The 15,345-nt window shown below is 45.6% G+C and carries 16 protein-coding genes; 8 read left to right on the forward strand and 8 right to left on the reverse strand.

Annotated features, from left to right (window positions below; translation table 11 throughout):
• Position 1 precedes the first annotated feature (1 nt).
• The 5 genes from L1D60_RS00455 to L1D60_RS00475 all read right to left on the reverse strand — a co-directional run bounded on the left by L1D60_RS00455 (position 2) and on the right by L1D60_RS00475 (position 4,270).
• Entirely contained in the window at positions 2–301 is a 300-nt protein-coding gene (locus L1D60_RS00455) for a (2Fe-2S)-binding protein (protein WP_239839226.1), read from the reverse strand.
• Complete coding sequence (locus L1D60_RS00460; protein WP_239839227.1) at positions 285–1,382, reverse strand: FAD-dependent oxidoreductase; 1,098 nt, start codon at positions 1,380–1,382, stop codon at positions 285–287. The genes L1D60_RS00455 and L1D60_RS00460 overlap by 17 nt, the downstream gene beginning before the upstream one ends.
• 65 nt (positions 1,383–1,447) lie before the next feature.
• Positions 1,448–2,473, reverse strand: a complete 1,026-nt coding sequence (dctP, locus tag L1D60_RS00465) for a TRAP transporter substrate-binding protein DctP (protein ID WP_239839228.1) — start codon at positions 2,471–2,473, stop codon at positions 1,448–1,450.
• Positions 2,474–2,486: 13 nt separating this feature from the next.
• The gene (locus tag L1D60_RS00470; RefSeq protein WP_239839229.1) at positions 2,487–3,785 is read right to left on the reverse strand and encodes a TRAP transporter large permease; all 1,299 of its coding nucleotides are present in this window, start codon (positions 3,783–3,785) and stop codon (positions 2,487–2,489) included.
• Positions 3,786–3,787: 2 nt separating this feature from the next.
• Positions 3,788–4,270, reverse strand: a complete 483-nt coding sequence (locus L1D60_RS00475) for a TRAP transporter small permease subunit (RefSeq protein WP_008079941.1) — start codon at positions 4,268–4,270, stop codon at positions 3,788–3,790.
• Positions 4,271–4,383: 113 nt separating this feature from the next.
• Here L1D60_RS00475 and L1D60_RS00480 point away from each other — a divergent pair, with 113 nt between their 5' ends.
• Entirely contained in the window at positions 4,384–5,304 is a 921-nt protein-coding gene (locus tag L1D60_RS00480) for a LysR substrate-binding domain-containing protein (protein ID WP_239839230.1), read from the forward strand.
• 59 nt (positions 5,305–5,363) lie between these two features.
• On the opposite strand, the gene L1D60_RS00485 is transcribed toward L1D60_RS00480, so the two are convergent.
• On the reverse strand, positions 5,364–5,708 hold the full coding sequence (locus L1D60_RS00485) for an SMR family transporter (protein ID WP_239839231.1): 345 nt from the start codon (positions 5,706–5,708) through the stop codon (positions 5,364–5,366).
• Positions 5,709–6,032: 324 nt separating this feature from the next.
• On the opposite strand from L1D60_RS00485, the gene L1D60_RS00490 reads away from it, so the two are divergent.
• The 3 genes from L1D60_RS00490 (at position 6,033) to L1D60_RS00500 (ending at position 9,144) form a co-directional block, all read left to right on the forward strand.
• Entirely contained in the window at positions 6,033–7,181 is a 1,149-nt protein-coding gene (locus L1D60_RS00490) for an S-(hydroxymethyl)glutathione dehydrogenase/class III alcohol dehydrogenase (protein ID WP_239839232.1), read from the forward strand.
• A 192-nt stretch (positions 7,182–7,373) separates the two neighbouring features.
• Entirely contained in the window at positions 7,374–8,213 is an 840-nt protein-coding gene (fghA, locus tag L1D60_RS00495) for an S-formylglutathione hydrolase (protein WP_239839233.1), read from the forward strand.
• Positions 8,214–8,547: 334 nt separating this feature from the next.
• Positions 8,548–9,144 (forward strand): outer membrane beta-barrel protein, encoded by a 597-nt coding sequence (locus L1D60_RS00500; RefSeq protein WP_239839234.1) that lies wholly within the window; start codon positions 8,548–8,550, stop codon positions 9,142–9,144.
• A 236-nt stretch (positions 9,145–9,380) separates the two neighbouring features.
• Here L1D60_RS00500 and L1D60_RS00505 read toward each other — a convergent pair whose 3' ends face one another.
• Positions 9,381–9,770, reverse strand: coding sequence for a nuclear transport factor 2 family protein (locus L1D60_RS00505; RefSeq protein ID WP_239839235.1), 390 nt, complete (start codon positions 9,768–9,770; stop codon positions 9,381–9,383).
• Positions 9,771–9,912: 142 nt separating this feature from the next.
• Here L1D60_RS00505 and L1D60_RS00510 point away from each other — a divergent pair, with 142 nt between their 5' ends.
• From L1D60_RS00510 to L1D60_RS00520, 3 genes are all read left to right on the forward strand, one after another.
• Positions 9,913–10,236: a DUF4144 domain-containing protein gene (locus tag L1D60_RS00510; RefSeq protein ID WP_239839236.1), complete on the forward strand. Its 324-nt coding sequence runs from the start codon at positions 9,913–9,915 to the stop codon at positions 10,234–10,236.
• Between the two features lie 93 nt (positions 10,237–10,329).
• Positions 10,330–10,731, forward strand: coding sequence for a hypothetical protein (locus L1D60_RS00515; protein WP_239839237.1), 402 nt, complete (start codon positions 10,330–10,332; stop codon positions 10,729–10,731).
• Positions 10,732–10,918: 187 nt separating this feature from the next.
• The gene (locus tag L1D60_RS00520; protein ID WP_239839238.1) at positions 10,919–11,656 is read left to right on the forward strand and encodes an NUDIX domain-containing protein; all 738 of its coding nucleotides are present in this window, start codon (positions 10,919–10,921) and stop codon (positions 11,654–11,656) included.
• Positions 11,657–11,785: 129 nt separating this feature from the next.
• Here L1D60_RS00520 and L1D60_RS00525 read toward each other — a convergent pair whose 3' ends face one another.
• Positions 11,786–13,306, reverse strand: a complete 1,521-nt coding sequence (locus L1D60_RS00525; RefSeq protein WP_239839239.1) for an aldehyde dehydrogenase family protein — start codon at positions 13,304–13,306, stop codon at positions 11,786–11,788.
• A gap of 277 nt (positions 13,307–13,583) precedes the next feature.
• On the opposite strand from L1D60_RS00525, the gene L1D60_RS00530 reads away from it, so the two are divergent.
• Positions 13,584–15,341, forward strand: coding sequence for a sigma-54-dependent Fis family transcriptional regulator (locus tag L1D60_RS00530; RefSeq protein WP_239839240.1), 1,758 nt, complete (start codon positions 13,584–13,586; stop codon positions 15,339–15,341).
• The last annotated feature ends 4 nt before the right edge of the window (positions 15,342–15,345 follow it).

A 15,345-nucleotide genomic window follows, 5' to 3' on the forward strand; every position in this document is an offset into this window, starting at 1 on the left:
ACTAACTTGTCTGACGGCAAATAGTCATGCCATCTTCTATTACATTCATACATGCTTGAACATTGTGCTCACCATTGACTTGAACACGACACTCAAAGCAACTACCCATCATGCAAAACGGGGCACGAGGGGCTCCCGACTGGGGAGACTCTCGAGTATGGTCAACACCTGCAGCCAACAATGCAGCCGCAATGGTGTCACCGGCAAAGGCTGTGTATGACTTGCCTTCCCAAAAAAACTCCACCGTTTGTTGCGACCTTTCTGTCGCAACCATTCGTTGAAACTTAGAACCTGTCTTCACTGAATAACTCCAAAGTTGGTGCATCCTCTGCTTCTTCTAGCCAAGCTGGGAGCAAAAAACTGTGCGCTGCGGCTAATGTAATACCACTATGACAACTAACGAGATAAGCGCCTGAATTGGTTTTCGACTGTTGATATATCGGTAAGCCATCGGGAGATATAATGCGAATTGCTCCCCAACTACGAACTAACTTTGTCTGGGCTAAAAACGGATAAACCGCAATCGCGCGTTCTGCTATCGCCGCCGTCACGTCTAAGGTATCGCTATCATCAAAACCAGCGTTCTCCTTAGAGTCTCCAATCTGAATACCACCTTCATTGACCTGTCTGATGATCCCTGAAGCACGCTTAAGCCTTGGGGGCAGCTTTTCGGTAATCAGAACTTGACCTTTTTGTGCGCTAATTGGTGCAACAAAGCCAAGCTTAGGGCCCAGTTCCGCCGAGCCTAAACCTGCCGACAAAATCACTTTGGCGCTGCTGTAACGTGTTCCATCTTGCAATTCGACATCAAATCGCTGTGAGTGGTTTTTATTTACCTCTGTCACGGTAACGCCGGTGACAATGTTTGCCCCCAGCTTCTTGATCGCTTTGGTGTAAGCTCGAAGCAGATTCAATGGATTGACATGACCATCTTCTGGGCCATAAATGGCACCAACGACTTCATCACCAATTTCTGGCTCTTCCGCAACGAGACGTTCTTTATCCCAAACTTCATAAGGATGATCCGTACCCAGTTGTTGTCGAAGCACCTCATATTGCTTGGCTTTCTCAGCCATCTCTTGCTGGCAAAAATGAAAGTCGTACCCCCCGTTTTGAACAAGATTGAGTTCTTCACCCGTCATCTCTTCAAGCTCATCAGCCAGCTTGCGCCATAGCCCCACTGAGCGACGCGTCCACGCGGCATAATGAGGGGCACCTAAACCTTTACTCGATAGCCACACCAAGCCAAAATTCCCTCGTGATGCACGATGCGCCTCATCTCCACCATCGAGTACTGTTACCTTATGTCCAGCTTTGAGCAGTCCGTAAGCCACTGCGCAGCCCACGACGCCTCCACCGACAATTATGTAATCCGGTTTCATATCGTTCTCTTCAGACTTTTGTAATAAAGGGCGCAACAACGCCCCTACTTGGAGGTGCGCTTAGTTTAATTAAGCGCTTTGTCTAGAATTGGTTGGCTCCAGTCAGAACCAATATCATTAATGATTTGAGGCCATACGGTTGTACGAACCTTATCCGCCGTCAATTTCAGCTGTACCGGAGTCATTTCGACGATTGTCGCGCCGGCATCAACTAGTTTTTGCTCGTTAGCTTTCTGGTCTATCTGCGCCGCTCCCCAGCGTCGAGTTTCAAAGTCAGCAGCCGCCGATACCAAGGCGTTTTTCTCGTTTTCATCAAGGTCATCCAAACGCTCTGAGTTAATCATCAGATACCAGATCTCAAAGTGAGTATTGAGTGGAATGTACGTTTTTGTTACGTCACGGAACGAGGCATAATAACCTTCGGCTCCAGAGCCAATCACTCCATCTACCACCCCAGTTTGTACTGCAGTAAAGGCTTCGGAAAACGGTAGTGGCGAGCCGATATAACCTACATTGTCAGCAAGTAGCTGGAAGCTCTTGATTGGCGGAACGCGAAGCTTGATGCCTTTGCTCACATCAGGGTTACCCGCTTCAACCGCATTACGATTCAGTGAAATACCACCAAAATAAACTGGGTAAGCAGCAAGTAGTGTGATGTCTTGTTTAGCAAATAACTCTTCCATTGCGGTTCTGACTGGTGCTCCGCTACCGTAGATGTTTTGTGCTTCTTCCCAGTTATTGGCAAGGAAAGGTAGCAAGCCAATCTGCATTTTACGATCCGTTGAAGTCGATGCAGGCTGTAGTGCCATGTCAATCGCACCAACAGAGATACGTTCCTGAACTAAGGTGTAGTCACCTAAAGCGTTTGCTGCATAAACTCGAAGCTTAAGATCGCCATCCGTTGCCGCTTTCAGTTCATCGCTGAGTTGTTTTATATCGTTATCAACTACAGTACCTTGTGGGCGAACATGGCTGATTTTCAGCGTCGTCGCTTGTGCAGGGATAACCGTCGCTGCAGCTGCGATAAGAGAAGCAAGCAACGTGTATTTTTTTAGTGCTTTAGTAGGAGCAAACTTACTTGTTTTTGTCATTGGTAATTTCCTTTTAGTAACCAAACACAGTAGGGAGGAAGAGTGATAGTTCTGACCAGAAAGAGGTAAGAATCACTACAGGTAGATAACCAAGTAGTATCAGCGACATTGCAGGGCCAACTACTTCGGAGAATTTAACGTTACCGATACGTGCACCTAGGTATAGAATCGACGCGTATGGTGGAGTAACACCACCCATTGCCGTATTCACACCCATGATTGCTGCAAACTGAATCGGGCTGATGCCAATAGCGGTCATCAGAGGTAGTAATAGTGGAGCGATAAGAATGATTGCAGTCAGGTCATTGACCACCATTCCCACTAAGAACAACAAAATGTTGATAAAAATAAGCAGCAGGACTTTGTTTTCAGTGATACCGAAAATCGCTTCGACCAGTTGCTGAGGAATATCCTCAACCACGAACATCTGGCTAAGAATCAAGCTAAACAGGATCATGAACATGATTGACCCGACCGCCGTCGCCGATTCTTTCCCCGAGATAAGCAGTGTTTTCCAGCTCAAACCTTTGTAGATAAGAAAACCCACTGGAACCGCATAGATAACGGCTACAGCTGCGGCCTCAGTCGGCGTCATCACGCCACCATAGATTCCACCTAAGATGATTACCGGCATTAATAAAGCAGGTACGGCATTAAATGTCTTGCTAGAGGTTTGCTTTATCAACTCTGACATCGACGGCTTGTCATCCAAAATCAATGGAAACCTGCGCGCTTTGTACATATTGATCAATGCGAAGTTAAAGGTCACTAATAAGCCAGGGCCAAGCGTTGCTAGGAAACAGGCGAGAATAGAGGTATCCGTTACCCAACCGTAGACAATCATGGTTACGCTTGGCGGAATCAACAGTCCCAAAATGGACGAGTTTGCAATCAGTGCGGTCGCATACGCTCTTGGATACCCGCGCTTTTCCATCTCAGGAATTAACAAAGGACCAATAGCCGCAACACCGGTTAACCCACTACCAGAAATGGCACCAATGATTGCACAACTGAAGGATGCAACAATCCCTAGACCGCCGCGAATATGACCGACGAACACGTTCACAAATCCGAGTAAACTGGCGGCAATGCCGCTCCTGCTCATGATAGTTCCTGCTAGAACAAATAGCGGGATAGCTAACAGAACAGGGTTCATCAGCTGACCCGCTCCCCACATCATATTGCCTTTCATCGACATATCGCCGATAAAAACCATCACCATTAACGCACCACCAAAACAGAACGGTAACGGCACACCAAAGGTCAGCAGTATGACCAAAACGGCTACTGCCAACAGAGCTACTTCAACCATAATTAGACCTTATTCACTTGATAAGAAGGAGACATCAGTTGACGAATCAACTTGACCACATGCATTGCAATAAAGAGGGTAATCAGGAGTAAACCGATAAAGACCGAGCACTCGTGATAAAAAGTTGGGATATAAAGCGTTGGGCTCTCTTTCCAAACCCGCCATGCATACTTGACGTAGTCCCAAGCCCAGTAGGTCAACCAACTCGAAATCACCAAGCTGATCGTCTCACTGATAAGGGCTAAGATTTGATGACCTCGCTCTGTCTTGATAAATATTTCCAGTACATTTGCACGGATTTGCGTATCTTCCCTAGACGCATTCACCGCACCAAGCATGTAAAGCCATAAGGTCGGAATAACCATCGACTCTTCAAGCCCCATAATTGGGACTTCAAAGACATATCGTGTCACTACCTGAACAAACTGCATCAATGCCACAGATGCAATCAGGAAAGTGAGTAGATATCTAAACTTTTGCTCCACGTTGTTATTTCCTTATTGTTTTATTTGTAAACACCTCGTTAATTTAATGATGACAAGCAATAAAAACAAATTTAAAATTCCTCTAATCTGATAACTTTTTCTTATAGGCTCGTATGAATAACCTTTCTATAAAACAGCTAGAAACCTTTCGCACCGTGATGCGCTCTGGATCCGTGACCTTAGCGGCCAAAACGTTGTGCCGAACACAGCCGGCGATCAGCGCAATGCTGGTCGGATTAGAGAAAGAACTTGGCTTTGCATTATTCGAACGACATAAAGGTCGACTAGTGCCGAATCCAGAGGCATATTTTTTACTTGAAGAGAGCGATGCGATTCTAGAGCGACTTTCACGCGCGACTCAGTTAATGGCAGAAGTGAAAAACCTAACGCGAGGTAAATTGAGGATCGCCTGCATGCCAGCCGCCGCATTATTCTTTATGCCTCACGTTATTGCGGAGTTTGTAAAAGACAGGCCTGAGGTTGAGGTATCTATGATGATGCGTAGCTCAACCATGGTTCAAGATTGGATTGCTTCCCAACAATACGATATCGGCTACTCAGAGTTACCCAAAGATAGAGACTCATTCCATGTAGAACCGATTCACCTACAAGGAGTGTGTGCCTTACACATTGATCATCCTCTTGCTAAGAAACAGACGATTACTCCGAACGACCTCGATGACTTCCCACTAGCGACTCTTTTTACTCGTCACGCTGCAAGTGAGCACTTACGCGCATTGTTTGAAGAGCATAATGCCGCCTATCGCCCTAGGTTCGAGCTGCAAAACTACATTTCTGGCTTTGAGTTCGTTGAACAACAGTTATGTGCTTGTATCTGTGACCCAATAAGTGCCGCTAGTTATAAGCTCTATAAAGGTGATCAAGGGAAAGTTGTCTTTCGCCCTTTCTCCCCAGTAGTGACATTCGATCATGCTATTCTCACGCCAGCACACAAACCGATGTCTGAGTTAGCCAAATTGTTCGCAGAAAACATTCAACAGAGTGTGAACTCATTTGTGTCGGTTTTTGACTAGATAGATTTAATACTGCGGTACCAAAGACATGCAATCGTCAATCAAAGCATCAAAATGGACTAATGACTCACCGAGCTAGAAAACAGGTTGATGATCACCACGCCAGCCAAAATCAAGGCGATACCGATGACTGCGTAGATATCAAGTTTTTGCCCGTGGACAAGCCAAGATAAGGCTGCAACGAGTACGATGCCCGCACCACACCAAATTGCGTATGCGACACCAAGTGACATGGTCTGTACCGTGAGTGATAGTAGATAGAAAGCACAGCCGTAACCAACCAGCACTGCAATTGAAGTCGGTATTGACGTGAATTGATTGGTCTTTGGAAGCAGCGAAGTCGCAATGACTTCAAGGACAATGGCAAGTGACAGCATCACTGGTGCTGGGAGAGATAAAAGCATATTTGAGCCTGCGATAAGAAAATAGACGACAAACTTACACTCGATTTATTTCTAATGAATGTCTCTTCTACAAAGCCATTATTTGGGGAGTCGTAAGATTTTCTTATTAGATATGTTACCTCAACCTCCCCCTTTTTAAGATACTACTATTACACATATGTAATAATCATTTTCAATTTCGTGGGATTATCAAAACAAAGAGGCGCACCTATACTAGCCTCAACAAAACGAGAGAGCGGAAATAAACATGCTCAACTACGCTTAATACGTTGAGCATATTGAGAATCAAAAATCCGCTGTAACGACATATATAGGAAGCATCCAATGACTATCGAAATCAAACCTGGTCAAACTCATATTCAATCTAAAGCTATGGTCGCTTGGAAAGCGGGCGAGCCTCTAAAACGTGAAACCGTTGACGTTGAACTGCCAAAAGCAGGTGAAGTTCTTGTTCGCATCGTAGCAACTGGTGTTTGTCACACTGATGCATTCACACTATCAGGTGACGATCCAGAAGGTATCTTCCCTTCTATCCTTGGTCACGAAGGTGGCGGTATCGTTGAAATGGTTGGCGAAGGCGTAACAAGCGTTGAAGTTGGCGACCACGTTATCCCACTTTACACAGCTGAATGTGGTGAGTGTAAGTTCTGTAAGTCTGGTAAAACTAACCTATGTCAGGCAGTACGTGAAACTCAAGGCAAAGGCCTAATGCCAGACGGCACAAGCCGCTTCTCTATCAATGGTGAGACAATCTACCACTACATGGGTTGTTCTACGTTCTCTGAGTACACAGTACTTCCAGAAATCTCACTAGCGAAAGTAAACAAAGAAGCGCCTCTTGAAGAAGTTTGTCTTCTAGGTTGTGGTGTTACAACTGGTATGGGCGCGGTACTAAACACTGCGAAAGTTGAAAAAGGCGACAACGTTGCTGTATTCGGCCTAGGTGGTATCGGTCTTTCTGCAATCATTGGTGCTCGCATGGCTGGTGCTAACCGCATCATCGGTGTTGATATCAACGAGAGCAAATTCGAGCTAGCAAAACAGCTTGGTGCAACTGACTGTATCAACCCAATGAACTTCGACAAACCAATCCAAGACGTTATCGTTGAGATGACAGATGGCGGTGTTGAGTACTCTTTCGAGTGTATCGGTAACGTAAACGTAATGCGTCAAGCACTTGAGTGTTGTCACAAAGGTTGGGGCGAATCAGTAATCATCGGTGTTGCAGGCGCTGGCCAAGAGATCTCTACTCGCCCGTTCCAACTAGTAACTGGTCGTGTATGGCGTGGTTCTGCTTTCGGTGGTGTTAAAGGTCGCTCTGAGCTTCCAGAAATCGTCAACCGTTACATGGCAGGTGAGTTTGGTCTTCAAGAGTTCATTACTCACACAATGAGCCTTGAAGAAGTAAACGACGCATTCGACCTAATGCACAAAGGTGAATCTATCCGTACTGTTCTACACATGGATAGATAATCCCTAGTTTGGCTCTCACTTGAGGGCCAACACATTGCCTTCACCACTTTTCGCTCGGGAAGTGGTGAATCTGCTTTGTTAAGATCCGATTTATGGCTTAATCGAAGACATTAAGACGCCTTTTAACAAAGTGCAGTATTTCCATTTTATTTAATGATTTTCCAGACCAACAGCCAAACGGAGCACAATTTAATGACTATCGAAAATATTAGCCAAGCCAAGGTTGCTGGTGGTTGGCACAAACAATACACACACTTCTCTGCAACGCTAAACTGCAATATGCGTTTCGCTATTTTCTTACCGCCGAACGCCAGCAAAGAGAACCCTGTACCTGTTTTATACTGGTTGTCGGGCCTGACTTGTACTGATGAAAACTTCATGCAGAAAGCGGGCGCGTTTAAGGCAGCAGCAGAGCAAGGTATTGCGATAGTCGCTCCAGACACCAGCCCTCGCGGCGAAGGCGTTGCCGATGATGAAGCGTATGACATGGGACAAGGAGCAGGTTTCTATTTGAATGCAACTCAAGCTCCGTGGGACGCGCACTACCACATGTACGATTACGTGGTAACGGAGCTTCCAGCACTTATTGAGTCTTTCTTCCCTGTGACTCCGATTAAGTCTATCTCTGGCCATAGCATGGGCGGACATGGAGCCTTAACCATCGGCATTAAAAACCAAGAGAACTACCGCTCAATTTCAGCGTTCAGTCCAATCAGTAACCCAATGCAATGCCCTTGGGGACAAAAAGCATTCAGCCAATATTTGGGGCTAGATATTGAAGAGTGGAGACAGTACGACGCTTCAGAGCTTCTAAAAACCAAAGGCACTGTTTTACCAATGCTGGTTGATCAAGGCGAAGCAGATAACTTTTTAGTTGAGCAACTCAAGCCAGAGCAGTTAACTGAAGCAGCGAAAGCAACGGAGTCGGATTTGGAGTTGCGTATGCAGCCAGGTTACGACCACAGCTATTACTTTATCTCGAGCTTTATTGATGAACACATTGAGTTTCACGCTGCTTACCTAAAACAGTAGTCAAGTGTCAAATAAGCCCACACCTTGTAAACGCGAGGTGTGGGCTTTTTGCTACCATTTTCTTTCTGCTAGAGCCCTCAGCTTTCTTTTGTGACGCTCAATCGCAAATTCCTTATTTATTAATAACTTATTTATCAGTACGAATAATTTTGAAACAAATCACTGGCTAAATAATGTTTGTTTTGTGCGCCATGTTGCATTATTAAATCTATCTACACACGCAAGTTTTATAAATTCAAAGCGAAGTGATATCTTCCGCCACCTATTCGAATTAAGAATAGTTTCATAACAAATGAAATCATAATTATATACTTATAAATCAAGTGGTAACGAAATGACGAATCTATATAAACACACACGTCAAATTTCTTCTGGCTTAATCTTAATGGCTTTAGCATCTCAGGCTCACGCAGCTCCTTTCGACTTCGTACTTGGCGCAGGCTACGACTTTGGCGGCGAGACAATGAGTACCGTACAGTATACAAATGGCGATTCAGACAAAGTTGAGTCTAACGAAGGCATATTTTTTTACGGTGGCATCGACGTACCTGTGACTGATGCTTGGCGTGCTCGCGCAACAGTTGGATACAAAGGTACATCCGTCGACGGTTCAAACGGTGAAGTAACATTCGAGCGCGTCCCGTTCGAGCTGCTAGGTTTATACGACTTCAACAATCATAATTTCGGATTAGGTCTGGCTTACCACACAGGTGTGGAATACAAGTGTGATATTACCAATTCGTGTAATTACACTATTGAATTTGAAGACAGCCTTGGCTTTATCGCTCAATATGAATATCAATTTCACGTGGGTAAAGACAACCGTCTAGCATTAGGCGCCCGTTACACGCACATTGATTACGAAGTGAAAGGCGTTGACTACACAGTAGACAGTGGCGGCTTTGGCTTAAACATCAGCTTCCTTTTCTAGGAAAAGTGGGCGATAAGTTTTCAAACTAGTGCTCAAGCAATATCAAGCAATGCCAGTCAGATTCATGACTGGCATTTTTTATTCTGACTGTTTGATATTTTTAGAAAAAGTGGCTTTACACCCGATGGATTGAGGCATTCAAACCATGTACGCCTTATACTTTACTAAACAACGTAAATAGTGAACAGATACGCCCCCTTGTTCAGGCCATGAGTCAGAACGAGGAGTTTTCTAATCTAATACTCTTTTTCAGCAACAATCTTCACCCATTGAGAGCGCCAAGTTTGTGCCTCCATTGGATCTGGCCAGAACTCTTTTTGATGAGTGATAAGCCCATCAACCACAGTATGAAAAGTAATGGCGCGAGCCTTTTGCAATCCATCCGTGATTGAAACGTCGGTGACCACTGTATTTTGCTCGGTCACAATTGAATGAATCTCAAACTGCCACTCTCCATGAGCAGGGTAATAGCTGTTGATAGCAACAAAGTTGTTTCGACCTAAGGTCAACTCGCCAGATTGTGGCCAATAGCCCTCAAAATCTTCACTCAGTAACTCACTGGCTTTAGCAAAATCATTTGATTTCATTGCTGTCCAGAATGCGACTACTACCTCTTTGGAACCCATATCTCTACTCCCTTTAACCTTAAATCAACGATACAGCCAAACAAGCGCACAGCCGTAAAAATAACATTGCATTAGAATGGTTTGCCGAATCTATCCACTTGGCTTACGATGCGAATATCCCGTGACTATACAAGAGTGGCTTATGATAACTTGGCCTGCATTTATCAAATTAGAAGGCGATCACGAACTGTTCTACATCGCGTCGCTCGAACAGTTGCAATCAGAGAGTCATGACCTGATCGTCGGTGAACAAGACTGTATTATCGACGCGAAAGGGCACGCTTATTCACTACTTACCTACACCACCACTGAACTGCTTGAACGACAACAAGACGACTATTCGTTGGAAAATGTCACGCAACTGATCCGCGAGCATGAGTTTCATAAAGTACAGATGTGCCTTACCAAAATACATTTTGTTACTATCGAGGAAGCCATTGAGTCGCTCGCTTTTGAGCTAGGTTAAGCCAAGGTATAATATCCCCACCTCGGGCTTGCATCTTTAGCATCGCTAGTTACCATAGCCCCAATTATATCCCCTAGATTATTGAAGGTTGCGATGAAAGCAATTAAGACTCTTTTCTTTTTGATGGTACTGCTGACTGGTTTGTTTACCGCTTGGCTATTTATGCCGATTCCAGCAACCATTGATAAGCAGACGCTCGATGTCCCGCTCACCAAACCGTTCAAGCTTGTGGCGTACCGCAGCAACCCAAACGATGCAACCAAGCCTTTCACTTATCACTACTATGTGGTTTCAGACATCAGTGACATCGACGACATGGACCCGTTTCTAGTTACAACCGATCAGTTTGTGAAGCTCGGTGACTTCGACGAGAACACATTTAAGTTAACGGTAAACGGCAAGATAGAGAGCTACACCAACGATCTGTGGATTGAAAAATCTGACGGTAAGTTTCAACACTGGTATGTCAGCGTTGATGCGAACTACGTTCGTTAGATCCAAGCTCAAATAACTCCGATTTTAAAACTGCGCTCTGGTTTCCAAGCGCAGTTTTTGTTTCTTGCCTACCGCTTCCCCAAGCAGTCTCCATGTCACCGGCTTTTCGGGTGTCATCACCTCGACATCTGTTATAAGCTCGCTCTATAAAAGTCTCTCAATAAATCAAAAGAATAGAGGTTCACCCGTGGAATTTACGCTCGACAAATTTAACGGCATCATCATCGACCCGCTGACTACTTCACACGATGCTGCTTCATTCCATGCTGAGCTCAGCGAAATCACCAAGTTTTCAAAGCAAAACAACAAAGGCATTATTTGGATTAGTTTGCCAATTTCACTGTCGCATCTTATCCCAGTAGCGACAGAGCTTGGCTTCGTGTTCCACAACTGTTTAGAAGACGAGATAACGCTGATCCACAAATCAGAAACTGTCGAGTTTGTCCCTTTCATCCCTACCCACACCTTGGGTGCAGGTGCATTGATCACCAACGAGCATAACCAAGTGTTGATGATCAAAGAGCATGGTATGACAGGCTACAAATTACCTGGAGGCCACATTGAACTTGGAGAGGGTATTGAAGAGTCGGTGGTTCGAGAAACCTTTGAAGAGACAGGCATCGAAGCCACGTTCGTTTCAGTGGTTGGCATGGCAACGCGCCACCCATATCAGTTTGGCAAATCAAACCTCTATTTTGTTTGTCACCTAACTGCTCAAACTCAAGAGATTGAGATTCAAGACACCGACGAAATTGCAGAAGCCAAATGGGTAGATATCCAAGAGTTCATCAACAACGCTGAGAACTACCCGTTCAACCGCCAGATGGTCGCGTCTTTGGTTGGCAAACAAGGTTTGGAACTGACTCAGCTAGAGGGCAACCAAGGGCCTACGTACAAACCTGAGATCTTCTTTTCGAAGCACTAACGCTTAGTCGTCTCAAAGAGTAAAAAACAGGAACGCCCAAATCAAATGACTTGGGCGTTTTTGGTTTCTACTTTACAGCAAGAATCAGCTAACTGCGCTGCTCGCTATAAATTGCTTGTGAAAAGCGCTTTAGAAAAAGCCTAGCGGATTAGTATCGTAGCTAATCAGCAGGTTCTTGGTATTTTGATAATGGTCGAGCATCATCTTGTGCGTCTCACGACCGATGCCTGATTTCTTATACCCACCAAACGCCGCATGCGCTGGGTAAGCATGGTAACAGTTAACCCAAATACGGCCTGCTTCAATATTACGCCCCATGCGATACGCTAGGTTAGCATCACGCGTCCATACACCCGCACCCAAGCCATACTCTGTGTCATTGGCGATCGCCAGAGCTTCTGCTTCGTCTTTAAAGGTGGTTACCGCAATGACAGGGCCAAAGATCTCTTCTTGGAAGACACGCATCTTATTGTTGCCTTCAAGCATGGTTGGCTGAATGTAGTAACCGCTACCCAGATCATCTGGCTGCTGCGCAATCTCACCACCAGTGAGGACTTTCGCGCCCTCTTGGCGACCGATCTCTAGGTAACTCAGAATCTTATCAAACTGCTCTTGAGAAGCTTGAGCACCAACCTGAGTGTCTGTGTCTAATGGGTTACCTTGTTTGATGGTTTGAGCACGCTCCACTACTTTTGCGATAAACTTGTCGTAGACCGATTCGTGGATCAGCACGCGGGAAGGACAAGTACACACCTCACCTTGGTTAAAGAACGCCAGAAGCATACCTTCAACACACTTATCTAAGTATTCATCCTCATGATCAAAGATATCTGGGAAGTAGATGTTCGGAGACTTACCGCCCAGCTCTACCGTGGACGGAATTAGGCTTTCAGCGGCACATTTTAGAATATGATGACCAACCTCAGTTGAGCCAGTAAACGCCAGCTTAGCAATACGATCGCTAGTCGCAAGAGCTTGCCCCGCTTCACTACCGAAGCCATTAACGATGTTGACTACGCCCGCAGGTAGAAGATCAGCAATCTTCTCCATCAAAACTAGGATCGAAGTCGGCGTTTGCTCGGCAGGTTTCATCACTACACAACAACCAGCCGCGAGGGCTGGAGCCAGTTTCCAAGCCGCCATTAAAATTGGGAAGTTCCACGGAATAATCTGACCGACTACGCCAATTGGCTCTGGAAAGTGGTAGCTAGCGGTGTTTGAATCAAGCTCGGCTGCACTGCCTTCTTGCGCTCGAATACAACCCGCAAAGTAACGGAAGTGATCGACAACTAACGGGATGTCTGCCGCCAGAGTTTCACGAACTGGCTTACCGTTTTCCCACGTTTCAGCAACAGCGATCTCTTCTAGGTTTGCTTCAATACGGTCAGCAATTTTAAGTAGGATGTTCGAGCGTTCAGCAACACTGGTTGCGGCCCAACTCGCTCGCGCTGCATGCGCTGCGTCTAATGCTAATGAGATATCGGCTTCTGTCGAGCGCGCTACTTGGCAGTACACTTGTCCATTGACCGGAGAGCTATTATCAAAGTATTCGCCAGAAGTCGGCTTCACCCACTCTCCCCCAATAAAGTTGTCGTATTGAGCTTTGAAATTGACTACTGCGTTGTCACTGCCAGGCTGTGCGTAAATCATAGTAAGGTCCTTCTGTGATTGTCTAAGTATTTGAATATTCGCCATGTCATGTTCATGGTTTCTGTTTAAAACACTGTCATTTCGTGTTTTGTTCACATACCTAACAACGCAAGTCACACGCCAACATTGAAAATCTTGTTGTTAATGAATTGTAAAACTATGATTACCAAACGTTTACAACCAGTGGTGAGTTGGAATTGAATCGTAGTACGGAGATTGCTCCAGTGTTCAACTGTTCCAAATTGGTACACCGTTACTGTTACAACATGGAACAGTTATGCAGATTCAACACACAGATACTTCAGAGTGGCTTAGTTCATCTTGGCACCGTAGTAGTGAGGCGGGATTAAAGCCGAGGAAGCTACCCGATGACATTCGACTACCAAATGCGATGCTTAAGGAGCGTCGCTTTCACTCATCGCAACTCATCGAAACCGTGCAACGCATGGCGCTACCCCTGTTTAATCAGACCTTTGCACGCAGTGACAGTCGACTCATATTGACGGACACGGATGGTGTGATTCTGGCGAGTTGGGGACAGAAGCGCTTTGAAGAGAAATTAACGAGTATTGCATTGAGCTCGGGCGCTTGCTGGAAAGAGCAACTCAAAGGCACCAATGCGATCGGCACAGCACTGGTTGAGGCCAAGCCCGTTACCATAATTGGCGAGCAACATTTCATTCATCAGCACCGCTTTATCAGTTGCTCCGCGAATCCCATTTTTGATCACCAAGGGCAGATGGTTGGTATCTTAGATATCACCAGTGAGCAGCAACAGCACGACAGCTCGGTGCAATTCTTAATACAGAATATGGTGCAATTGATAGAGAACCAACTGCTCAATCACATCCCCCAAGGATCCACTCGTATCGACCTCGCGTGTGAAAAGTCGCTACTGCATAGTGGTTGGCAAGGTATTGTCATTGCCAATGAGGCGGGAGAAGTATTGGCTCATAACCAAGTCGCTTCTCAGCTGCTTGAGCAAGGTTCGATACTCGGTGAAAGCATTGATCAGCTCTTCAATCGCTCTGAATCATCATTTGTATTTGAGAAAAAGAGCCTAGAGGCACCATCAGTAAAACGCAGCCGTGCAATCACTGCTTCGTGTGAATTACACCACGGTGATCAACAGATAGAGCAAGCATGGCAACAAGCCAGTAAAGTTATTGATAAAGGCATCAGCCTTCTGATATTAGGTGAAACAGGTGTCGGTAAGGGCGAGTTTGTCAAAGCGCTGCATAAACAGAGTCAGCGCAGCAACAACCCTTTGGTGGCAGTGAATTGTGGTGCGCTGCCAAAAGATCTGATTGAGTCTGAACTGTTTGGTTATGCGCCCGGGGCATTTACTGGCGCGAACAAGCAAGGTTTTCAGGGTAAGATCCGTCAAGCAGACAAGGGGATCTTATTCTTAGATGAGATAGCAGACATGCCGTTAGAAGCTCAGTGCCGATTACTTCATGTGCTACAAGATAAGTCGGTGGTGCCTGTTGGCTCTAACCAAAGCCACCAAGTTGATTGCCAGATAATCGCTGCCACCCATAAAGATCTAGCTAAACTCGTCGAGACTGGGCAATTTAGACAAGATCTCTATTACCGACTCAATGGTTTGATATTCACTCTACCAAGTCTCGAGCAAAGGCAAGATAAGCGTGAGTTAATTGAAGCTATCTACCAAAAGTACTCGGACTCAGAGCAAACCATCTGCTCGCACTTAATGACACTGTTCTGCTCATACTCGTGGCCGGGTAACATTCGGGAGCTCGATAATCTGCTCAAGGTATCGGCTTTAATGTCTAGCGGTGAGCGTCAACTAAAACTCGAACACATTCCGTCTCAATTGGCAGAGCAACTGACGAATCAAAGCCAAGTCACTTGCACTCAAGCATCGTCTAGCAGTGATCTGCAAAGTACTGTTGAAGAGACCTTAGTTCAAACCTATCAGGCGAACCAAGGTAACATCAGTAAAACGTCTCGGGTTCTTGGCATTAGCCGCAACACTATCTATCGCAAGCTCAAGCGAATGGGCGTTTTGTAGGGGT

Source organism: Vibrio sp. Isolate30 (genome assembly GCF_022397975.1).
GTDB lineage: Bacteria > Pseudomonadota > Gammaproteobacteria > Enterobacterales > Vibrionaceae > Vibrio > Vibrio fortis.